Consider the following 20,316-nt stretch of genomic DNA (forward strand, 5'->3'; position numbering starts at 1 on the left):
TTTATGGCTGATCTATTCGATTCTGGCGGGACGAAAGAACCTGCGCACTCGACCGCGCCGCGCCCTTTGGCGGATCGGCTGCGTCCGCGCACCCTGTCCGAGGTGATCGGGCAGGAACAAGTGCTGGGACCGGATGCGCCCTTGGGCGTTATGCTGGCCTCGGGGTCGTTATCGTCACTGGTGTTGTGGGGGCCGCCGGGGGTGGGCAAAACCACCATCGCGCGCTTGCTGGCAGATGAAACAGATCTGCACTTTGTGCAAATCAGCGCGATTTTCACCGGGGTTCCAGACCTGAAAAAAGTGTTCGAGGCCGCGAAAATCCGGCGCGGGAACGGGCAGGGGACTTTGTTGTTCGTGGATGAAGTCCATCGCTTCAACAAGGCGCAGCAGGATAGTTTCCTGCCGCATATGGAAGACGGCACAATCCTGTTGGTCGGCGCAACCACGGAAAACCCCAGTTTTGAACTGAATGCCGCTGTCCTAAGCCGGGCGCAGGTGTTGATCCTTGAGCGGCTGTCGCTGAAAGATCTGGAACGGTTAGCCCAACGCGCTGAAAAGGAACTGGATCGCAATCTGCCCCTGACCGGAGAGGCCCGCGAGGCGCTGCTGGAAATGGCGGATGGGGACGGGCGGGCCTTGTTGAACCTGATCGAACAGGTGGCCGCGTGGAAGGTGGACAAGAAACTGGACCCCGAGGGGCTTAGCACTCGGCTGATGCGCCGCGCCGCGAAATACGACAAAGGCGGCGAGGAGCATTATAATCTGATTTCGGCGCTGCATAAATCGGTGCGCGGATCGGACCCAGACGCGGCGTTGTATTGGCTGGCGCGGATGCTGGCGGGGGGCGAAGACCCGCGCTATCTGGCGCGGCGGATTGTACGGATGGCGGTAGAAGATATCGGCTTGGCCGACCCTCAGGCGCAATCCATCTGTTTGCACGCGTGGGAAGTGTATGAACGTCTTGGCAGTCCCGAAGGTGAATTGGCACTGGCGCAGGCTGTGGTTTATCTTGCGTTGGCCCCGAAATCCAATGCGGCCTATGTCGGCTACAAGGCTGCGGTGCAATTGGCGCGCAAAACCGGATCGGCAATGCCGCCGATGCACATCCTGAACGCACCGACCAAGATGATGAAGGAACACGGGTTCGGCGCGGGCTATGCGTATGACCACGATGCCGAAGATGGGTTTTCCGGTCAAAACTATTTCCCGGATGGGGTGGCGCGGCCCGATTTGTATCAACCCGTCGAACGCGGGTTCGAGCGTGAATTGAAAAAGCGGGTCGAGTATTTCAGCAAACTGCGCCAACGGCGGGGTTAACTGTAGCTGTGGTGCCAGTATTGGCCGGAAAAGGCTGGTTTGCTTGACATTCTGGCCGTGGATGCCCAGAGGAAGCCGATGATGACGACACTTTTTCAGGTGGCCCTTGGGGGCGCAATCGGTGCCAGCGGGCGCTACTTGACCGGGTTGGCCGCAATCCGGCTGATCGGGCCGGGATTCCCGTGGGGGACGCTGATTGTGAATATACTGGGCAGCTTTGTGATGGGGGTTGTCGTGGTGGTTCTGGCCCATCAAAGCGCGAACCGCTTTGCACCGCTGTTGATGACTGGGGTATTGGGGGGCTTTACCACGTTTTCGGCGTTTTCGCTGGACGCGATGACGATTTGGGAACGTGGTCAGCCCGTGCTGGCCGGGGTATATGTATTGGCATCGGTTATGCTGTCATTGCTGGCGATTTTCGCCGGGCTTTATCTTGCAAGGAGTATGGTTCAATGAGCCGGGTTCAGAATGTGATCGTAGGCCCCGGCGAAGGGGATCAGCGGCTTGATCGTTGGCTAAAGCGGAAGTTCCCGCATCTGGGGCAGGGGCCGATCGAGAAGATGTGCCGCAAGGGTGAATTGCGTGTGGATGGCGCCCGCTGCAAGGCCAACACCCGGCTGGATGTGGGGCAAGAGGTGCGTATTCCGCCCTTGCCGGAGCCTTCGGATGCAAAGCCGATCACCAAGCAACGGATTGCCCCGGCTGACGCAAAGATGATGCAGGATGCAATCCTGTATATGGATGACGATATTATCGTGCTGAATAAACCTGCCGGTTTGCCGGTACAGGGGGGCAGCAAACAGGCGAAACATGTGGATGGCCTGTCCGAGGCGCTGACATTCGGCTACGAGGAAAAGCCCCGTCTGGTGCATCGTCTGGACAAGGACACCACCGGCGTTCTGATCTTGGCGCGCACGCGCGAAGCGGCGGTGGGGCTGACTGCTGCGTTCCGGCATCGTGAAACCCGCAAGATTTACTGGGCCTTGGTGGCTGGGGTGCCGACCCCTTATTTGGGGGAAATCAAATATGGGCTGGTCAAAGCACCGGGCCACGGCAAGGGCGGCGAAGGCGAAAAAATGCTGAGCGTCCACCCGCGCGATATTCAGAACACGCCGGGCGCAAAACGGGCGCATACGCTTTATGCCACGCTGTATCGGGTGGCCAGCCGGGCGGCCTGGGTTGCGATGGAACCGCTGACCGGGCGTACCCACCAGTTGCGGGCGCATATGGCCGAAATCGGCCACCCGATTGTGGGGGATGGCAAATACGGCGGGTCCGGTCAGGAAAATATGGGCGACGGCTGGGGCGCTCAATTGGGCGGGATCATCAGCAAAAAGCTGCATCTTCATGCGCGGACGCTGAAGATTGAACACCCGATCACGAAAAAGGTGATGTCCTTTACCGCACCGCTGCCGGATCACATGGCGCATAGCTGGGAAACCTTTGGCTGGACCGAGGATTTGGCGGCCGAAGACCCGTTCGAGAGCCTGCAATGAGCAAACCGCTGCGGCTGATTGTATTCGATGTGGACGGGACGCTGGTGGATAGTCAGGCGGATATCGTGGCGTCGATGACAACAGCGTTTCAGGGCGCCGGGGTGCCGGTGCCGGATCGGGCTGCGATCTTGTCTATTGTCGGGCTATCGCTGGATGTTGCGATCCCGCAATTGGCACCGGGGCTGCGTGATGAAACATATGCGGCGATGGTTCAGGGCTATAAAACAGCCTATATGCAGTTGCGTGCGGCACAAGGCACGCAGCAAAGCAGCCCGCTTTATCCCGGTATCCGGTCGGTACTGGACGGGTTACAGGCTGTGCCGGAATATCTGCTGGGGGTCGCTACGGGAAAATCTCGGCGGGGGCTGGATGCGTTATTGGCCGGTCATGGCATGGAGCGGCTGTTTCTGACGCAACAGGTTGCGGATCATCACCCCTCGAAACCGCACCCTGCAATGTTGCTGGCCGCGTTGGCGGAAACTGGCGTCGACGCAGATCAGGCGGTGATGATCGGGGACACGGAATTTGACATGAGCATGGCCCGCGCGGCGGGGATGCGGGCGATTGGCGTAAGCTGGGGCTATCACACGGCTGACCGTCTGGCAGGCGCAGATGTGTTGGTGCATCGCACCGCTGATCTGCCGCAGGCCATCGCAGGACTATGGGAGTAGGTAATGAGCGGTTGGAAGGCAAAGCGGTTCTGGAAAGAAACCACCGTGGCAGAGGCAGAGGGCGGATTTACCGTGCTGCTGGATGGGCGCGGGGTAAAAACTCCGGCAAAAACGCCGCTGGTGGTGCCGACCCGCGCATTGGCCGAAGAAATCGCCCAAGAGTGGGCCGCACAAGAAGGCGAGATCAATCCGCTGATCATGCCCGTGACGCGCGGCGCGAATGCGGCCTTGGATAAGGTCGCCACCCAGCACGACGAAGTGGCGGCGCTGATCGCAGATTACGGTGGCACAGATTTGTTGTGCTACCGGGCGGACAACCCCGAAGAATTGATCGCGCGGCAGGCCGCACTGTGGAATCCCCTGCTGGATTGGGCTGAACAGGCATTGGACGCTCGCCTGTCCGTGGGGCAGGGGGTTATGTATGTCGCGCAGGATGCCGCGACGCTGGAACGGCTGCACGCACGGGTTCGTGCCATGACGCCGTTTGAACTGGCGGCCTTTCATGATCTGGTGGGGCTAAGCGGATCGCTGATTCTGGGGTTTGCCGCCGTGCATGATCTGCGCCCCATCGAAGATTTATGGGCGCTGTCCCGAGTCGACGAGACATGGCAAGCCGAACAATGGGGCGAAGACGAAGAAGCCGCCGACGCGGCAGAGGTGAAGAAGCAGGCTTTTGTACAGGCAAAACGATTCTTCGACCTGTGTCACGTCTGACGATTTGATCAATTTTTGCGATTGCCCTTAGGTCAATGACCATCCGAGAGTGCCGTTTTCCTGATCACTCCTTGACCTTTTGGTTTGAAATCGCCCAAAGTTCAGACACTGACAGGGATAAGCCCTTTTCAGTTCCGCCCCCGATCGGGGATGATCGGGTGAACCGCCGGACAAATCGGCGGACAATCAGGAAGAGGTAAACATGAAAAAATCCGTATTTCTTGGCGTGTTGACCGTAGCTGGCCTGGCTGCAGGTGTTGCTGCTGCCGGTACGCTTGACGACGTCAAGGCGCGCGGCAAGCTGAACTGCGGCGTGGCGACCGGGGTACCCGGCTTCGCAACACCCGACGCAAACGGCGTTTGGCAGGGCTTTGACGTGGCTGTGTGCCGCGCTGTTGCTGCCGCTGTGCTGGGCGACCAGATGGCCGTTGAATTTGTGCCGACCACCGGCAAGACGCGTTTCACCGCACTGGCCTCGGGCGAGATCGACATGCTGGCCCGTAACACCACCTGGACCTTCAGCCGCGATGTGGACCTGAAGTTCGATTTCGTCGGTGTGAACTACTATGATGGCCAGGGCTTCATGGTGCCGAAGTCGCTGGGCGTGGGATCGGCCAAGGAACTGGACGGCGCCACCGTATGTATCCAGACCGGCACCACCACCGAACTGAACCTGGCGGATTTCTTCCGTGTCAACAACATGAGCTACGAGCCGGTTCCGATCGAAACCAACGCCGAAGCGCAACAGCAGTATTTGGCCGGTGCCTGTGACGTGTACACCACCGACGCATCGGGTCTGGCTGCAACCCGTGCCACGTTCGAAGATCCGTCGGCGCATGTGGTTCTGCCGGAAATCATTTCCAAAGAGCCGCTGGGCCCGCTGGTCCGTCATGGTGACAGCGAGTGGGGCGACGTGGTGCGCTGGTCGTTGAACGCGCTGATTGCCGCCGAAGAATACGGCGTGACTTCGGCCAATATCGACGAGCTGGCGAAAGGCACCACCAACCCGGAAATCAACCGCCTGCTGGGTAGCGAAGGCACTTTGGGCGAAATGCTGGGTCTGTCGGCTGACTGGGCGCTGAAAGCGATCAAAGCCAACGGCAACTATGGTGAGGTTTTCGAGAAAACCATCGGCACCAGCACCCCAATCGGTCTGGCGCGCGGCCTGAACGCGCAGTGGACCGAAGGTGGCCTGCTGTACGCACCGCCCTTCCGTTAATAGGGTACAAACTCAGAGGGGCGCGGGGAAACCTGCGCCCTTCCCACTAAATAACGCGTAAATAATTCGGCCAGCGGCCCAAAGCGGGACCGCAGAAAAACCAACGGCTGAAAGACGGGGAAAAACCCAGATGACAACATTAACCGACCCCCCAAAGGAGTCGTTCCGGCTGTCTATGCTGATATACGACACCCGGTATCGTTCGGCGACCATTCAGGTTGTGGCGATTATCGGGTTCATGATGCTGTTTGCATGGCTGATCAGCAATACTGCCGCGAACCTTCATGATCTGGGCAAACAGCCCAGTTTCAAGTTCCTTGGGGAACCTGCTGGTTATGACATCAACCAGCGCCTGATTGATTACAATTCGCAAAACGTTCACCTGCGCGCGGCAATTGTTGGCCTGCTGAATACAGTGCTTGTGGCGGTGATGGGCTGTGTGACTGCCACTATACTTGGGGTCATCATCGGCGTGTTGCGCCTGTCGAAAAACTGGCTGATCGCGCGGATCATGACCGTTTATGTGGAAATGTTCCGCAACGTGCCTGTGCTGTTGTGGATCGTGTTTATCATGGCGATCCTGATTGAAACCCTGCCCGCGCCGCGGGAATTCCGTGGGGCCGATCCGGCGGCCACGATGAAGCTTTTCGATACGGTCGCCATCACCAACCGGGGGATTTATATCCCTGAACCGCTGTTTTCCAGCAGCTTGGGCAATCTGCATTTCTTTGGCGAATCCAGCCTGCGGTTTGACGTGTCGCTGGATTTGATTGCTTTCCTGATTGCCTTGGCTGTGGGGCTTTTTGCCCGCCATAAAATCAACGCGCGTGCGCACCGTATTCAGGAAACCACCGGCGTGCGCCCGACCACATGGTATCTGAATCTGGCGGCTGTGTTTGTTCCGGTGATTGTGGTTCTGGCCGCTTTGGGCTTCCATCTGGGTTATCCGGCGCTGAAGGGGTTCAATTTCGCCGGGGGCATCCATATGCGCAACTCGTTGATTGCGTTGTGGCTGGCACTGTCGCTGTATACGGCGGCCTTTATCGCGGAAAACGTGCGTGCCGGTATTCTGGCGATTTCCAAGGGCCAGACCGAAGCCGCCAGCGCATTGGGCCTGCGCCCGAACCGCGTGATGAGCCTTGTGGTTTTGCCGCAGGCGCTGCGGGTCATCATTCCGCCGCTGATTTCGCAATATCTGAACCTGACCAAAAACTCGTCTCTGGCGATTGCGGTGGGGTACATGGACCTGACCGGCACGCTGATGGGGATCACCCTGAACCAAACCGGGCGCGAGCTGGAAACGGTTCTGTTGGGGATGCTGATCTATCTGGGCATCAGCCTGTCCATTTCGGGGGCGATGAACTGGTACAACAACAGCGTCAAACTGGTGGAGCGGTGATATGAGCGATATTTCTTTCGTCCGTACCGAAATGCTGCCCCAACAGGAACCGCCTGCGACCTCGGTCGGGGTGGTTGGCTGGATGCGTCAAAACCTGTTCTCGGGCTGGCTGAATTCGGCAATTACGGTGATCTGCGCGGTTTTTGTCTTTTACATCGCGGGTTTCCTGCTGAGCTGGGCGGTTTCACCCACTTGGGCGGCCACCTCATTAGGCGAATGCCGAGAGATTTTGGCAGGCCATGAAGGGGCATGTTGGGGTGTGATCCGGGATCGCTGGGTGCAGTTGTTGTTCGGCTTCTACCCGGCGGACCAGTATTGGCGGCCCATCCTGACCTTTGTGCTGTTGGCTGTGGCATTGGCACCCGTGCTGTTTGCGGACAAGGTTCCGGCAAAGCTGATCTATTTCAGCGCAGCCTATCCGTTCATTATGCCGTGGCTGCTGTGGGGTGGCGCGATCTGGGGGCCGCTGGTGGCTGCTGCCGGGTTCGTGCTGGGCTATGTGGTCTACCGCGTGGTGGATGGCATGGCAGGAAGCTTGGCTGCAATTATTGCGGCTGTGGCTGCCGCTATTATCTGGTGGTTGCTGCTGGCATCGCCGTTGGCCGGAATGCTGACCGGGATTGCCGATATCGGGCTAGAGCCGGTGGCAAGCCGGTATTTCGGTGGCATGATGCTGTCGATTACCATCGGCGTGGTGGCGATTGCCTGTTCCTTGCCTATTGGGATTCTGTTGGCACTGGGGCGTCAGTCTGACCTGCTGATCGTCAAGGCAATCTGTGTTGGCTTCATTGAATTTATCCGGGGGGTGCCGCTGATCACGCTGCTGTTCGTTGCGTCGACCCTGCTGAATATCTTCATGCCGCCGGGAACGAATTTCGACATCATCATGCGGGTGATCATCATGGCAACCCTGTTCGCGTCCGCCTATATGGCCGAGGTGATCCGGGGCGGTCTGGCCGCGTTGCCCAAGGGGCAATACGAAGGTGCGGACAGTCTGGGCCTGAATTACTGGCAGGCGCAGCGGTTGATCATCATGCCGCAGGCGTTGAAGATTTCGATCCCTGGTATCGTGTCCACCTTTATCGGCCTGTTCAAGGATACCACGCTGGTGTCCGTGATCGGCCTGCTGGACCCGCTGGGCCTATCGAATGCCATCCGCGCGGATTCTGCATGGAACGGGATCGTCTGGGAACTGTATGGCTTTATCGCCCTGATGTTCTTTGTCTTCTGTTTCTCCATGTCCCGCTATTCGATGTATCTTGAGCGCAAGCTCAGAACTGACCACCGTTAAGGAGATCGCATATGTCTGATCTTGCTGTAGAGCGTAATATCGACCGCTCGAAAATGACCGTCTCGGATGAGGTGGCTATCGAAATCACCAATATGAACAAATGGTACGGATCGTTCCATGTTCTGCGCGACATCAACCTGACGGTGAACCGGGGCGAACGGATCGTGATCGCGGGTCCGTCCGGGTCGGGGAAATCCACCCTGATCCGTTGCATCAACCGGCTGGAGGAACATCAGGCGGGCCGCATCGTCGTGGACGGGACCGAGCTGACATCGGATCTGAAGAACATTGATAAAATCCGGTCCGAAGTTGGGATGTGTTTCCAGCATTTCAACCTGTTCCCGCACCTGACCATTCTGGAAAACTGCACGCTGGCCCCGATCTGGGTCCGCAAGACGCCCCGGAAAGAGGCGATCGAAACGGCGATGCATTTCCTTGAGAAGGTGAAAATTCCCGATCAGGCCAATAAATATCCGGGCCAGTTGTCGGGGGGGCAGCAACAGCGTGTGGCGATTGCGCGGTCGTTGTGCATGAAGCCGCGGATCATGCTGTTTGACGAACCCACCTCGGCCTTGGACCCTGAGATGATTAAAGAGGTGCTGGACACCATGATCGAGCTGGCCGAGGAAGGCATGACCATGCTGTGCGTTACACACGAAATGGGCTTTGCCCGTCAGGTGGCGAACCGGGTGATTTTCATGGACCAAGGGCAGGTCGTGGAGCAGAACGAACCCGAGGAGTTCTTTAACAATCCTAAATCGGAACGGACGAAACTGTTCCTCTCGCAGATTTTGGGTCACTGAACTGCCGAAAAATCAAAACAGGCGCGTCCATTATCGGGCGCGCCTTTTGCGTTTCATGTTGCCAAAAATACTCAAATTCCGGCCTGTCCCCCCAACACCTCGCGCGGGATGGCGAAATCCACGGGCGTGCCAGTGCCAAAGCGAACATTTCCCCAATCGGCCACGTTGAAATCAGCAACCAATGTGGCGCAGGTGGGATAGTCATGGAACCGCCGGTGGGCGGGGGAATGGTGCAATAAACGGGCGGCAAAATCTGCAATGCCCGGATTGTGGCCAATCATCAGCAGACACGGCGCAGTGCCATCTTGCAGGGCGCGCAGCATCCTGTCCGAACTGGCGTGATACAGGTCGGGCCGCAGATCGGTCGTCAAACCTGTTTCCAGCCCTGCAAAGGTTTCCTGTGTTCGCCGGGCATCCGATACCAGTGCTTGCTGCGGGACATAGCCCTGTTGGCGCAGCCAATGCCCCATAGCCGTGGCCGAGGCATAGCCGCGCGGATTCAGCGGGCGGGCGTGATCCGTCAGAAGCGGATCATCCCAGCCGGATTTCGCGTGGCGCATCAGGATCAGGCGCAGGGTCATACGAAGGCCCTCATGTGGAATGCGGATTGTGCTGGTAATCTGCCAAAGGTTTGGCTGACGGGGCAGGCGCGTCGCGCGGCGCATCCGTTTTCCATACAGTCCTGTCCTGCCGTGGTTGCAAGATAGGCTTTGCACGCCGGAACATTGTAGCTGCCGCTTGCAAAGGCATCCACAGGGCAGGCCGTGCGACAGGGCTGGGCACAGTCGGTACAGGGCGCAGCGATCGGGGCAGGGGGCAGGTCGATATGCTGCGACAGCCCCAATGCTCCGCGATAGGAAATGAACAATCCGGCCTGATCGTGGACCAACAGATTGATCGGCGATTGCCAGGCCCGCCCGCTGGTCTTGGCCCAGGCGATAAAGCTGTGCCACGGGGGGCCACCGAACGGGAAAAAGGCCTGCCCACCCAATTGCTGCGCCAGTTCGGTAATCACGCGCGCAGACCAGCGATCCATCGGTTCGGGTTGTGTGTCCTGATATTCCGGGCTGGCGGTAAATTCGGCCCAAAATCCGGGTTCGTCCGGTCCCAGCAGGAGCAGGGTTGCCACCCCTTCCAAGTCGGTTGGATGAAACGCGCCCCGAATGCGCAAATGCCGCCCAAGGGCGGCATTTTCAATGTCACGATAAGACTGGGTCATTCGTCGTCATGCACAGCTTTGACACGGGGGGATGTGGATCGAATGATCGACCCGGCCCCATGTTCGGTGAACAGTTCCAACAGGGTCGCGTTGGGCATACGTCCGTCCAAAATGACCACGGCACGCACCCCACGCGCCAAAGCATCCAGCGCGGTTTCGGTTTTGGGGATCATCCCGCCAGCAATGGTGCCGTCTGCAATCATCTCGCGCACTTGTTCGGGGCTGATCTGGGTCAGAACCTCGCCCTCTTTGCCTTTGACGCCGGGAACATCCGTCAGCAGCAGCAGCCGATCCGCCTGCAAGGCGCCTGCAATGGCCCCGGCAGCGGTGTCGCCGTTGACGTTAAAGGTTTCGTTATCCTCGACCCCGGTGCCGACAGGGGCGATCACGGGGATAATGCCAGCGGCGCACAGATCGCGGATCACCTGAACATTCATTTCAACCGGCTTGCCGACGAAACCCAATTCCGGGTCATCCGCGACACAAACCATCAGATCGTCATCCTTGCCGGAAATCCCAACAGCGCGCCCGCCTTCGTCATTGATGGCCTGCACGATCCGTTTGTTGACCAGCCCGGACAGCACCATTTCCACGACTTCGACAGTGGCTTTATCGGTAACACGCTTGCCGCGCACCCAATCGCTTTCGATGCCCAGCTTTTTCAGCATGTCATTGATCATCGGGCCGCCGCCATGCACCACGACGGGGTTCACGCCCACCTGTCGCATCAGCACCATGTCGCGGGCAAATTCGGCCATTGCATCATCGTCGCCCATGGCGTTGCCGCCAAATTTGACGACGACAACCGCGCCGGTGAAGCGTTGCAGGTAGGGCAGAGCCTCGGAGAGGGTGCGGGCGGTGGCGATCCAGTCGCGATTCATATTCTGCTTCTTCATCTCTTGCGTCCCGAAAGTCGTTTTGTGTTACAGGGAATGGCCCGTTGTGCCAAGTGCCACGTTGAAACTGCTGTTGGCGATGCTAGGGTTCAGGCCACAGGATATGGGGTGATTTTTCATGACGAGCCATCAAAAAACAATGCTGCTGACCGGGGCCAGCCGGGGGATTGGCCATGCGACCGTGCGGCGTTTCAATCGCGAAGGGTGGCGGGTGATCACCTGTTCCCGTGCGCCGTTCCCAAAGGAATGCCCGTGGGGCGGCGGCGAGGATAACCACATCCAAATTGATCTGTCCGACCCCACCGACACGATCAACAAAGTCGAAGAGATTCGGGATCGGTTAGATGGTAAACTGGACGCATTGGTGAACAATGCCGGGATTTCCCCAAAAGGCCCGAATGGCGAGCGGTTGAACACAATCGACACGGATTTGATGACCTGGGGCCATGTCTTTCATGTGAACTTCTTTGCATCCGTGGTTCTGGCACGGGGGTTGCGCGAAGAATTGGCCGCAGCCAAGGGGGCTGTGGTGAATGTGACCTCGATCGCGGGGTATCGGGTGCATCCATTTGCGGGGGCCGCGTATGCCACGTCCAAGGCGGCGCTGAAGGCATTGACCCGCGAAATGGCCAATGATTTTGGCCCAATGGGGGTGCGGGTGAATGCCATCGCCCCCGGCGAAATCGAAACGGCGATTCTGTCGCCGGGGACGGATAAATTGGCCGAAGAAATTCCGCTGCGCCGCTTGGGACAAACCAGCGAAGTGGCCGATACGATCTTTTTCCTGTGTTCGGATGCGTCGTCCTATATTTCCGGCACGGAAATCGAGGTGAACGGCGGGCAGCACGTTTGATCCGGGGGCCGGATTATTTGAAATAATCCGGCCCGAAATCTTTGAAAGACTTCGGTCAGATCAGCGTGGCGATGGTGGCGCGTAGCGTTGGGATGCCGTCGCCTTTTTCTGACGAGGTCAGGATAATCTCTGGGAATGCGGCCGGGTGTTTCGATAGTTTTTCACGCACTTGTTGCAGAATTTTTTCCCGGTCCGCGGCTTTGACCTTGTCGGATTTGGTCAGCACGCATTGAAATGTCACGGCGGAGCTGTCCAACAGGGACAGGATTTCCTCGTCAACCTTTTTGATCCCGTGGCGGGCATCAATCAGTACGAAGGCGCGGCGCAGGTTTTGACGACCGGACAGGTATTGTTTCAGCAGCTTTTGCCACTTTTCCACCACGGCCACCGGGGCATTGGCATAACCATAGCCCGGCAGGTCCACCAGATAGTGTTCTGCGCCCGCAGTGAAAAAGTTGATTTCCTGCGTTCGACCGGGGGTGTTCGAGGCCCGCGCCAGACCTTTGCGCCCTGTCAGCGCGTTGATCAGGCTGGATTTTCCGACGTTTGACCGCCCGGCGAAACACACCTCGATCCGGTCAGAGGGCGGCAGCCCGGACATGGCGACGACGCCTTTCAGGAATTCGGTTTCCCCGGCAAAAAGCAAGCGGCCTTTTTCGCGGGTGATGTCATCTGGTTCTTCGGCCAGCGGGAACGGGAGTTGCATTGGCGCACCTCATATGTTGCGGGGCGAACCCCGAAAAGGGAAGGGCGCGCCCCGGTCACAGGGCGCGCCATCTAAAGATCCCCGGCGGTGGGCGCCGGGGGTAGGAAGCGGAGCGGCAGGGCCGCTCATTTCTTCCTTTTGAAGCTGGACTTGATATTGCCAAACACATCAGGCTTGTACCCGTGGCTGCGCATAATCAGGTATTGCTGGGTAAAGGTGATGGTGTTGTTGGTGATCCAGTACAGCACTAACCCCGATGCAAAGCCACCCAGCATGAACATGAATACCCAAGGCATCCAGGCAAAGATCATGGCCTGCGTTGCATCGGTGGGGGCCGGATTCAGTTTTTGTTGCAGCCACATCGAAATGCCCAGCAGAATCGGCAGAATGCCCAGACTGATGATCGCAAGGAAGCTGTCCGGTGTCGGGGCTGCAAAGGGCAGCAGGCCGAACAGGTTCAGGATGGACGATGGATCGGGCGCGGACAGGTCGCGAATCCAGCCGACCCACGGCGCATGGCGCAGTTCCAGCGTGACGAAGATCACCTTGTACAGCGAGAAGAAGATCGGAATCTGGATCAGGATTGGCAGACAGCCCGAGGCGGGGTTTACCTTTTCCTTCTTGTACAGTTCCATCATCGCCTGCTGAAGTTTCGCACGGTCATCGCCTGCGGTTTTCTTCAGTTCTTCCATCTTCGGCTGAAGCTCTTTCATCTTCGCCATCGAGGCGTAGGATTTATAAGCCAGCGGGAAAACGATCGCTTTCAGAACGATAGTCAGGGCGATGATCGACCAGCCCATGTTGCCGATGAAGCCATGCAGGAAGTGCAGCAATTGGAAGATCGGCTTGGTCAGGAAAAAGAACCAGCCCCAGTCGATCGAATCGATGAATTTTGCCACCCCTGCGTTTTCGTAGCCGCGGATGGTTTCCCACTCTTTGGCGCCTGAAAACAGTTGGGTGTCCGCAACAACCGTTGCGCCGGGGGCGACGGTTTGCGTGGGCTGAACTGCTTCCGCCTGATAAATGCCGCGGCGTTCATCGTATTTGACCACGGATTTGAACGGGGTGCCGTTCGACGGGATCAGGGTAGACATCCAATAGTGATCCGTGAAACCGACCCAGCCGGTTTCTGCCACTTTGGTCACGTCTGCGCGTGTGCCTTCAGCCGCGTTGAAATCCATGTCTTCCAGATTGCTATAGGTCGTTTCCGTCAGTTCCCCATCGGCCATAGCAATCGTGCCCTCATGGAGAATGAAGAATTTTTTAATGTTCTTCGGCTCTCCGTGGCGGGCCAGAATGCCATAGGGTGCCAAGGCGACGGACCCGGTGCCATTGTTGGTGACAGATTGCTGAACCGCGAACATGTAATCTTCGTCAATCGACAGCGTGCGGCGGAAAACCTGACCTTTGCCATTGTCCCACATCAGTGAAATCGGGGTGGCTGGGGTCAGTGTGGTGCCATTTTCAACGGACCAGAGCGTATTAGGGCCGGGGACATCGTCGGGCGACAGGCCCGCGCCTGCGGCCCAGCCGAACAGGGCATAGAATGCGTTTTCAGCCCCCACCGGAGCCAGAACCGTCACAATGGGCGAATTCGGGTCCGTGGTTTCGCGATAGTCCTTGAGGGCCAATTGGTCGATGCGGCCGCCCAGAAGCGAAACAGAGCCTTCAACGCGTGGGGTGTCGATGGCCAGTCGCGGTGCATCCGCGGTGGCCTCTGTCGCGGCCGCTTGTGCGGGGGCCGTTTCAGCCGTGCTTGGGGTGGCTGGTGTCGAAACGACCTCGGACGTTGCGGCGGGCGCATTCGGATCCACGGGCTTTTCCGGCGGTGGGAAAAGAATGAACCATACGAGGATGACGACAAAGCTGAGAGCTGTTGCCAAAATGAGGTTCTTGTTCTGAGAGTCCATCGGGATCCTGGCCTGTCCTGGTGAAGTTCAGGCTGGTTCAACAGAGTGCGGCCCAAAAGGTCAAGCGGTTTCCCCCTGAAACATGGCGTTGTGCGGCACTTCGCGGGGTCAAATCTGCTTGCGACCGATACGCGGGGGGGCTTTTACGCGGGACTCGTGTGCGCGGATCCAATCCAGCGTCTGTTCAAAGGGCATGGGGCGTGCGATGCCGAAGCCCTGAACATGGCCGCAACCCAACTGTGCCAACAGGGTATGTTCCCCGGCTGTTTCCACACCTTCGGCCAGTGTTTCCAGCCCCAGCCGCTCTGCCATCGACAGGATTGCCGTGACCATGCGCTGCTGTTCGGGATCGCGATCCACCTTCATGACAAAAGAACGGTCGATCTTGATCCGCTGGACCGCAAACCGACGGATCGAGGAGATGGAGGCATGGCCCGTGCCGAAATCATCCAGATCAATACTGCACCCCAGTTGGGCCAGCGCATTGATGTTGCGGGAAATGACATCGTCCGGGGATGCGGCCACCACAGTTTCCAGAACTTCGATACACAGCCGGTCCGGGGGCAGGTCGAAACGGTCCAGTTCCCAGCGGATTTTTTCCACCAGTTTGGGGTTGCGCAGTTCCTGTTCTGCAAAATTCACCCCTACAATGGGGACATTTACCCCGGCGCTATCCCAATTTTGCAAGGCGGTCAGCGCGCGGGTCAGCATGACCTCGCCCAGCCGTTCCAGCAATCCGGCATCTTGCAGAACAGGAAGAAAATCGCCGGGCGGGATAATACCCTGTTCGGGGTGAATCCAACGTGCAAGCGATTCAAAACCAGTGATGTGTCCGGTGTCCGTGGAAATTTGCGGTTGGAACCAAGGATGAATTTGTCCGTTTTCCAAGGCCTTGGCGGCTTGGTCTGTTAGATTGCTGCGGGTCAGGCAGGGGGATTTCATTCCTTCGGTCCATGCACGGATCGCCGAAGGCGCATTGGCGCGGGCATCATCCATCGCGGCCAGCGTATTCTGCATCATTCGCATCCCGTTGCGGTGGGTATTTTGCTGGCTCAATGAAAACCCGATAGAACAAGAAATAAAGACGCTGGTCGCATCCATCGCTATGGGTTCTTCTACTGCGGTTTGCAGGCGGCGGGCCAGTTGGATCGCGGTTTCCAAATCCAGCAATTTGACGGGGGACAATACCACTGCAATCACATCGGGTTCCGGTTGCAGCACCAGATCGCCCTGACGCAGGGCGGCACCAACACGATCCCGCACCCGGTTCATCACCCGGCCTGTTGCGGCCTGCCCATAGCGGTCCAATAGTTCCTGATAATCATCCAGTGCAATCAGGTAGCAGGCAAAGGCGCGTTGATGGTGATGGGCTGATTGCAGGCGGGTATCCAGAACCACATCCAGCGGAGGTAATTCGGTTGGTTCCGATGGCTGAGAGAACTGACCGAATCCACCAACCAGCGCGTAAAGGATCGGAAAACCAAGGGAAATGCCCAGCAGATACGCCTCGCCCCCAACCCAGTAGGCCCCCAGTACCGCGGCAGGCAGAAAAGCCAGAATATGCGGGCCGGTCAAAGCAAGGCGCAGTTTCTTGCGCAGATGGGGCATGGCCGGCAGGCGGGGCGTGGTCATGGCGAACCTTTCTTTCCGAGTCACCGGAAAGTTAGGTCACCGAGTCTCAACCACTCCTTAACGCAGCTTGGGAATTTCAGTGTCGATTTGCTGAAAATTGTTCTGGCCCAGTGTCAGACCGGCAAAATCGAACAATTTCGGATCCAGCATATGCGAGGGTCTGATATTCATCAGCGCCCGGAACATCACCTGACGACGCCCCGGCGCATTTTTTTCCCATTGATCAAGGATTTGCTTGACCTGCTCACGTTGCAACCCGTCCTGTGATCCGCACAGATCGCATGGGATGATGGGATAATTCATCTGACGGGCAAATTTTTCGCAATCGGCTTCGGCGACATGGGCCAGCGGGCGATAAACGAACAGATCGCCTTCTTCGTTGACCAGCTTGGGCGGCATGGTTGCCAGACGCCCGCCGTGGAACAGATTCATGAAAAACGTTTCCAGAATATCGTCCCGGTGATGGCCCAGAACCACCGCAGAACAGCCCTCCTCGCGGGCGATTCGGTACAGATTGCCCCGGCGCAGGCGGGAACACAGGGCGCAATAGGTGCGGCCTTGTGGAACCTTATCCATGACAACGGAATAGGTATCCTGATATTCGATCCGGTGAGGGACGCCCATTTTTTCCAGAAACTCAGGCAGGACCGTGGCGGGGAAACCGGGCTGGCCCTGATCCAGATTGCAGGCCAGCAAATCGACCGGCAGCAAACCGCGCCATTTCAGTTCGTGCAGCACCGCCAGCAGGGTGTAGCTGTCCTTGCCACCCGACAGACACACCAGCCAACGCGCACCCGGTTCGATCATGCCATATTGTTCGATCGCTTCACGCGTGTAGCGCACGATCCGCTTGCGCAGCTTTTTGAAATCGGCGGATTTAGGGGCGCCATGAAACAGCGGATGAATGTCGTCTTCGGTGTCCAGCATGGTTATTTCTTTCTGGGGTCGGGAACCGGGTCATATCCATCGCCGCCTAGGGGGTGGCAGCGTCCAATGCGGCGTAACGCCAGCCAAGACCCGCGGATTGCGCCGTGTTTTTCCAAAGCTTCCAACGCATAGGCGCTGCATGTGGGCTGATACCGGCAATTGAAGCCAACCCAAGGGCTGAACAATAGCCGATAGGCCCGAACGGGAAGGGCGGCGATATGGGCCAATGGCGTCATGGCGGTGGGTCTCAGGTCTGATGCAGCTTTTTCAGCGCATAGATAAGATCGCCTTGCAGGTCTGGAAAGGGCCGGGTTGCCGTTACTTCGGCCCGGCCAATCAGCACATAATCCCATCCGGCCTGTCCGTATTCCGGCAGAATAAGCCGCGCCACCTCGCGCAAGCGCCGTTTGGCGCGGTTGCGGGCCACTGCGTTGCCTACCTTTTTGGAACAGGTAAAACCCACGCGGGTTCCCCGTGCGGGTTCATCAGGGCTGCGTTTTCGCGCCTGAACCATCATGCCCTTTGTCCCTTGTCGCCGCGCACGGGCGGCTAGCAGGAAATCGGCACGTTTTTCCAGAACCTCAGGACAAACGGAAACCGCCGGGGGATTATTCCCTTGTCTGGCTGTGCCATCCATAGGGGCCTCCGGCGGTGCCATATCCGTCCTGAAATCGACTGAGCTTATGCGCTCAGCGATTTACGGCCGCGTGCGCGACGGGCGTTCAGGATTTTACGGCCTGCTTTTGTAGCCATACGCGCACGGAACCCGTGGCGGCGCTTGCGAACCAGGTTCGAGGGCTGGTAGGTGCGTTTCATCGCTCCGTCTCCAAATCATCTGGGGGCTGGACAAGCGGATTCGCCCGGCCCGTGGTATCCGAAGCCCGTCCTATAGGGGGGGCGTTTCGATAAGTCAAATCCCCGAATGCGCTTTTGCAACAAAAAGACAGCGGATTTTGCGGGGAAATGTTTCAGGTCGCGGGGATATCCCCCAATGCCCCAGAAAATAAGGTGCTTTGTTGTAACTGACGATCAAGCTGGCGTGAGAGGTCTATCTTCTGTCTGCGTATACCCGCATCTTGGCCGGGACGCCAAAGATGGGGAAAACTGTGGAAGATAAACGTATCGCACCGCGCAATGGGTTGGGCCGGATGCTGCCATTGCTGGTGATTCTGGCGGTGGCGCTGGTCGGGGGCTACTGGCTGCGGGACTGGCTGAGCTTTGAAACCCTGCGCGACAATCGGCACGCGTTGCTGTTCTTTCGGGACAGCCATTATGGGGTCACGGTGGCGGTATTCATGACAGTTTACGTTGTTATCGTGGCATTTTCCCTGCCCGGCAGCGCGATTGCCACATTAACCGGGGGCTTTCTGTTTTCCACCTTTCCCGGCGTTGCGTTCAATGTCACGGCGGCGACGGTTGGGGCGGTGCTGATCTTTCTGGCGGCCCGCTGGGGATTGGGGGAACGTTTGGCGGCGAAAATGGAAACCAGTCAGGGCGCGGTGAAGAAAATCAAGGATGGTATAGATCAGAATCAGTGGTCCATGCTGTTCCTGATCCGACTGGTGCCTGCAGTGCCGTTCTTCGTGGCCAATCTGGTGCCCGCCTTGGTGGGGGTGCCGCTGGGGCGATTCGTGATTTCCACCTTTCTGGGCATCATTCCGGGGGGGCTTGTTTATACTTCGGTCGGGGCCGGTCTGGGCGAGGTGTTCGAGCGCGGGGAAACCCCGAATCTGGGTATTATTTTTGAACCGCAAATTCTGTTGCCGATTCTGGGGCTGTGTCTTTTGGCGATGCTGCCGATGATGGTGAAGGTCTGGAAGGGCCGGAAAGGGGTCTGATGGGGGCGATTAAAACAGATTTATTGGTGATTGGCGCGGGATCGGGCGGGCTGTCCGTGGCGGCGGGCGCGGCGCAGATGGGGGCGGATGTGACCCTGTTGGAAGGGCATAAAATGGGGGGGGATTGCCTGAATTATGGCTGCGTCCCGTCCAAGGCGCTGCTGGCCGCAGGACAGGCGGCCCACGCGATGACGACAGGGGCGGCGATGGGGATTACCCCGGTCGCGCCGCAGGTGGATTATGCCGCTGCCAAGGATCATGTGGCGCGGGTGATTGCTCAGATTGCTCCGGTGGACAGTCAGGAACGGTTCGAGGCGCTGGGCGTGCGGGTGATCCGCGAATTTGGGCGCTTCACCGGGCCGCGCAGCGTGCAGGCGGGGACGCATGAAATCACGGCGCGGCGGATCGTGATTGCCACGGGATCGTCCCCGTTGGTGCCGCCGATTCCCGGTTTGGATCGGGTGCCATATCTGACCAATGAAACCCTGTTCGATCTGCGCGAAAAGCCCGATCATCTGCTGATAATCGGCGGCGGTCCCATCGGCATGGAAATGGCGCAGGCGCATGTTCGGCTGGGTTGTAAGGTGACGGTGATCGAAGCGGCAAAGGCGTTGGGCAAGGATGACCCCGAACTGGCGATGATTGCCATTGATGCCTTGCGCGGCGAAGGCGTCGATATTGTCGAAGGGGCAAAGGCGCTTGCGGTTTCGGGTGCGGCGGGGGCGATCAGCGTCGAAACAAGCGCCGGGGTCTTTGCTGGTTCGCACCTGTTGATTGCGGTGGGGCGGCGCCCGAATATCGAAAAGCTGAATCTGGATGCCGCAGGGATCACCCATAATCACAGGGGGATTGTCGTAGATCACCGATTGCGCAGCTCGAACCGCAAGGTTTACGCGATTGGCGATGTGGCTGGCGGGCTGCAATTTACCCATGTGGCGGGCTATCAAGCCGGGCTGATTATCCGCGAGGTGTTGTTCGGTCTGCCCGCAAAGGCACGGACAGCCCATATCCCGTGGGCCACCTATACCGATCCTGAAATTGCCCATGTCGGATTGACGGAACACGAAGCGCGGCAGCGGTACGGCGTAAAGCTGGAGGTGGCGCGTTTCGACTATCGCCATAACGACCGCGCCATAGCGACCGACCAAACACGCGGATTGATCAAGGTGATGGTGGTCAATGGTCGCCCGGTGGGAGCGTCAATCGTGGGGCATCAGGCGGGGGAATTGATTGCGACATGGTCTTTGGCCATTGCCAATGGCGTCAAAATGTCCGGCATTTCCGCGATGATTGCGCCCTATCCAACGATTGCAGAACTTAACAAGCGGGCTGCGGGTGCCTATTTCTCTCCGAAACTGTTTGATAATCTAAAGGTCAAACGGGTGGTGCGGTTGGTGCAACGCTGGCTGCCATAACCCGATGACG

At 58.4% G+C, this 20,316-nt stretch carries 22 protein-coding genes; 12 read left to right on the forward strand and 10 right to left on the reverse strand.

Annotation, left to right across the window (positions count from 1 at the left end; genetic code table 11):
* Nucleotides 1-3 precede the first annotated feature (3 nt).
* The 9 genes from FN828_RS07850 to FN828_RS07890 all read left to right on the forward strand — a co-directional run bounded on the left by FN828_RS07850 (nt 4) and on the right by FN828_RS07890 (nt 8,910).
* On the forward strand, nt 4-1,317 hold the full coding sequence (locus tag FN828_RS07850) for a replication-associated recombination protein A (RefSeq protein ID WP_142492857.1): 1,314 nt from the start codon (nt 4-6) through the stop codon (nt 1,315-1,317).
* A gap of 78 nt (nt 1,318-1,395) precedes the next feature.
* Nucleotides 1,396-1,773 carry a fluoride efflux transporter CrcB gene (gene crcB / locus FN828_RS07855; RefSeq protein ID WP_142492858.1) on the forward strand — a complete coding sequence of 126 codons (378 nt, stop codon included), beginning with the start codon at nt 1,396-1,398 and terminating at the stop codon, nt 1,771-1,773.
* Complete coding sequence (locus FN828_RS07860) at nt 1,770-2,813, forward strand: RluA family pseudouridine synthase (RefSeq protein ID WP_142492859.1); 1,044 nt, start codon at nt 1,770-1,772, stop codon at nt 2,811-2,813. The genes crcB and FN828_RS07860 overlap by 4 nt, the downstream gene beginning before the upstream one ends.
* The gene (locus tag FN828_RS07865; RefSeq protein WP_142492860.1) at nt 2,810-3,484 is read left to right on the forward strand and encodes an HAD-IA family hydrolase; all 675 of its coding nucleotides are present in this window, start codon (nt 2,810-2,812) and stop codon (nt 3,482-3,484) included. The genes FN828_RS07860 and FN828_RS07865 overlap by 4 nt, the downstream gene beginning before the upstream one ends.
* Nucleotides 3,485-3,487: 3 nt before the next feature.
* Entirely contained in the window at nt 3,488-4,198 is a 711-nt protein-coding gene (locus FN828_RS07870; protein ID WP_142492861.1) for an ATP12 family chaperone protein, read from the forward strand.
* A 202-nt stretch (nt 4,199-4,400) separates the two neighbouring features.
* Nucleotides 4,401-5,417 carry an amino acid ABC transporter substrate-binding protein gene (locus FN828_RS07875; RefSeq protein ID WP_142492862.1) on the forward strand — a complete coding sequence of 339 codons (1,017 nt, stop codon included), beginning with the start codon at nt 4,401-4,403 and terminating at the stop codon, nt 5,415-5,417.
* 130 nt (nt 5,418-5,547) lie between these two features.
* Nucleotides 5,548-6,816: an amino acid ABC transporter permease gene (locus FN828_RS07880; protein ID WP_142492863.1), complete on the forward strand. Its 1,269-nt coding sequence runs from the start codon at nt 5,548-5,550 to the stop codon at nt 6,814-6,816.
* Between the two features lies 1 nt (nt 6,817).
* Entirely contained in the window at nt 6,818-8,107 is a 1,290-nt protein-coding gene (locus FN828_RS07885; protein WP_142492864.1) for an amino acid ABC transporter permease, read from the forward strand.
* Between the two features lie 11 nt (nt 8,108-8,118).
* A complete protein-coding gene (locus tag FN828_RS07890; RefSeq protein WP_142492865.1) occupies nt 8,119-8,910 on the forward strand; it encodes an amino acid ABC transporter ATP-binding protein in 792 nt (263 codons plus the stop codon).
* A 71-nt stretch (nt 8,911-8,981) separates the two neighbouring features.
* Here the strand turns inward: FN828_RS07890 and FN828_RS07895 are convergent, their stop codons facing one another.
* From FN828_RS07895 to argB, 3 genes are read right to left on the reverse strand one after another with little or no spacing between them, the layout of a single operon-like run.
* Complete coding sequence (locus tag FN828_RS07895; protein WP_142492866.1) at nt 8,982-9,491, reverse strand: SixA phosphatase family protein; 510 nt, start codon at nt 9,489-9,491, stop codon at nt 8,982-8,984.
* Nucleotides 9,488-10,129, reverse strand: coding sequence for a ferredoxin (locus FN828_RS07900; protein ID WP_142492867.1), 642 nt, complete (start codon nt 10,127-10,129; stop codon nt 9,488-9,490). The genes FN828_RS07895 and FN828_RS07900 overlap by 4 nt, the downstream gene beginning before the upstream one ends.
* Nucleotides 10,126-11,010 carry an acetylglutamate kinase gene (gene argB, locus FN828_RS07905; RefSeq protein WP_142492930.1) on the reverse strand — a complete coding sequence of 295 codons (885 nt, stop codon included), beginning with the start codon at nt 11,008-11,010 and terminating at the stop codon, nt 10,126-10,128. The genes FN828_RS07900 and argB overlap by 4 nt, the downstream gene beginning before the upstream one ends.
* A 133-nt stretch (nt 11,011-11,143) precedes the next feature.
* Here argB and FN828_RS07910 point away from each other — a divergent pair, with 133 nt between their 5' ends.
* Entirely contained in the window at nt 11,144-11,878 is a 735-nt protein-coding gene (locus tag FN828_RS07910; protein ID WP_142492868.1) for an SDR family NAD(P)-dependent oxidoreductase, read from the forward strand.
* Between the two features lie 55 nt (nt 11,879-11,933).
* Here FN828_RS07910 and yihA read toward each other — a convergent pair whose 3' ends face one another.
* The 7 genes from yihA to rpmH all read right to left on the reverse strand — a co-directional run bounded on the left by yihA (nt 11,934) and on the right by rpmH (nt 17,869).
* On the reverse strand, nt 11,934-12,584 hold the full coding sequence (gene yihA / locus FN828_RS07915) for a ribosome biogenesis GTP-binding protein YihA/YsxC (protein WP_142492869.1): 651 nt from the start codon (nt 12,582-12,584) through the stop codon (nt 11,934-11,936).
* 125 nt (nt 12,585-12,709) lie between these two features.
* Nucleotides 12,710-14,494 (reverse strand): membrane protein insertase YidC, encoded by a 1,785-nt coding sequence (gene yidC / locus FN828_RS07920; protein WP_142492870.1) that lies wholly within the window; start codon nt 14,492-14,494, stop codon nt 12,710-12,712.
* A gap of 108 nt (nt 14,495-14,602) precedes the next feature.
* A complete protein-coding gene (locus tag FN828_RS07925; protein ID WP_142492871.1) occupies nt 14,603-16,126 on the reverse strand; it encodes a putative bifunctional diguanylate cyclase/phosphodiesterase in 1,524 nt (507 codons plus the stop codon).
* Nucleotides 16,127-16,183: 57 nt separating this feature from the next.
* Nucleotides 16,184-17,053, reverse strand: coding sequence for a tRNA 2-thiocytidine(32) synthetase TtcA (gene ttcA / locus FN828_RS07930; RefSeq protein WP_142492872.1), 870 nt, complete (start codon nt 17,051-17,053; stop codon nt 16,184-16,186).
* Between the two features lie 2 nt (nt 17,054-17,055).
* Entirely contained in the window at nt 17,056-17,289 is a 234-nt protein-coding gene (gene yidD / locus FN828_RS07935; RefSeq protein ID WP_142492873.1) for a membrane protein insertion efficiency factor YidD, read from the reverse strand.
* An 11-nt stretch (nt 17,290-17,300) separates the two neighbouring features.
* Nucleotides 17,301-17,711 (reverse strand): ribonuclease P protein component, encoded by a 411-nt coding sequence (rnpA, locus tag FN828_RS07940; protein WP_142492874.1) that lies wholly within the window; start codon nt 17,709-17,711, stop codon nt 17,301-17,303.
* Between the two features lie 23 nt (nt 17,712-17,734).
* Entirely contained in the window at nt 17,735-17,869 is a 135-nt protein-coding gene (rpmH, locus tag FN828_RS07945; protein WP_005980833.1) for a 50S ribosomal protein L34, read from the reverse strand.
* A 278-nt stretch (nt 17,870-18,147) separates the two neighbouring features.
* On the opposite strand from rpmH, the gene FN828_RS07950 reads away from it, so the two are divergent.
* Complete coding sequence (locus tag FN828_RS07950) at nt 18,148-18,891, forward strand: TVP38/TMEM64 family protein (protein ID WP_142492875.1); 744 nt, start codon at nt 18,148-18,150, stop codon at nt 18,889-18,891.
* Entirely contained in the window at nt 18,891-20,306 is a 1,416-nt protein-coding gene (locus tag FN828_RS07955; protein WP_142492876.1) for a dihydrolipoyl dehydrogenase family protein, read from the forward strand. Before FN828_RS07950 ends, FN828_RS07955 begins: the two co-directional genes overlap by 1 nt.
* Nucleotides 20,307-20,316 lie beyond the last annotated feature (10 nt).

This window comes from Thalassovita litoralis (assembly GCF_900182725.1).
Lineage (GTDB): Bacteria > Pseudomonadota > Alphaproteobacteria > Rhodobacterales > Rhodobacteraceae > Thalassobius > Thalassobius litoralis.

Bases quoted from the DNA above. Each gene is read 5' to 3' on its own strand.
- FN828_RS07850 (WP_142492857.1), top strand. From the start codon at position 4: ATGGCTGATCTATTCGATTCTGGCGGGACGAAAGAACCTGCGCACTCG.
- crcB (WP_142492858.1), top strand. From the start codon at position 1,396: ATGATGACGACACTTTTTCAGGTGGCCCTTGGGGGCGCAATCGGTGCC.
- FN828_RS07860 (WP_142492859.1), top strand. From the start codon at position 1,770: ATGAGCCGGGTTCAGAATGTGATCGTAGGCCCCGGCGAAGGGGATCAG.
- FN828_RS07865 (WP_142492860.1), top strand. From the start codon at position 2,810: ATGAGCAAACCGCTGCGGCTGATTGTATTCGATGTGGACGGGACGCTG.
- FN828_RS07870 (WP_142492861.1), top strand. From the start codon at position 3,488: ATGAGCGGTTGGAAGGCAAAGCGGTTCTGGAAAGAAACCACCGTGGCA.
- FN828_RS07875 (WP_142492862.1), top strand. From the start codon at position 4,401: ATGAAAAAATCCGTATTTCTTGGCGTGTTGACCGTAGCTGGCCTGGCT.
- FN828_RS07880 (WP_142492863.1), top strand. From the start codon at position 5,548: ATGACAACATTAACCGACCCCCCAAAGGAGTCGTTCCGGCTGTCTATG.
- FN828_RS07885 (WP_142492864.1), top strand. From the start codon at position 6,818: ATGAGCGATATTTCTTTCGTCCGTACCGAAATGCTGCCCCAACAGGAA.
- FN828_RS07890 (WP_142492865.1), top strand. From the start codon at position 8,119: ATGTCTGATCTTGCTGTAGAGCGTAATATCGACCGCTCGAAAATGACC.
- FN828_RS07895 (WP_142492866.1), bottom strand. From the start codon at position 9,491: ATGACCCTGCGCCTGATCCTGATGCGCCACGCGAAATCCGGCTGGGAT.
- FN828_RS07900 (WP_142492867.1), bottom strand. From the start codon at position 10,129: ATGACCCAGTCTTATCGTGACATTGAAAATGCCGCCCTTGGGCGGCAT.
- argB (WP_142492930.1), bottom strand. From the start codon at position 11,010: ATGAATCGCGACTGGATCGCCACCGCCCGCACCCTCTCCGAGGCTCTG.
- FN828_RS07910 (WP_142492868.1), top strand. From the start codon at position 11,144: ATGACGAGCCATCAAAAAACAATGCTGCTGACCGGGGCCAGCCGGGGG.
- yihA (WP_142492869.1), bottom strand. From the start codon at position 12,584: ATGCAACTCCCGTTCCCGCTGGCCGAAGAACCAGATGACATCACCCGC.
- yidC (WP_142492870.1), bottom strand. From the start codon at position 14,494: ATGGACTCTCAGAACAAGAACCTCATTTTGGCAACAGCTCTCAGCTTT.
- FN828_RS07925 (WP_142492871.1), bottom strand. From the start codon at position 16,126: ATGACCACGCCCCGCCTGCCGGCCATGCCCCATCTGCGCAAGAAACTG.
- ttcA (WP_142492872.1), bottom strand. From the start codon at position 17,053: ATGCTGGACACCGAAGACGACATTCATCCGCTGTTTCATGGCGCCCCT.
- yidD (WP_142492873.1), bottom strand. From the start codon at position 17,289: ATGACGCCATTGGCCCATATCGCCGCCCTTCCCGTTCGGGCCTATCGG.
- rnpA (WP_142492874.1), bottom strand. From the start codon at position 17,711: ATGGCACCGCCGGAGGCCCCTATGGATGGCACAGCCAGACAAGGGAAT.
- rpmH (WP_005980833.1), bottom strand. From the start codon at position 17,869: ATGAAACGCACCTACCAGCCCTCGAACCTGGTTCGCAAGCGCCGCCAC.
- FN828_RS07950 (WP_142492875.1), top strand. From the start codon at position 18,148: ATGGGGAAAACTGTGGAAGATAAACGTATCGCACCGCGCAATGGGTTG.
- FN828_RS07955 (WP_142492876.1), top strand. From the start codon at position 18,891: ATGGGGGCGATTAAAACAGATTTATTGGTGATTGGCGCGGGATCGGGC.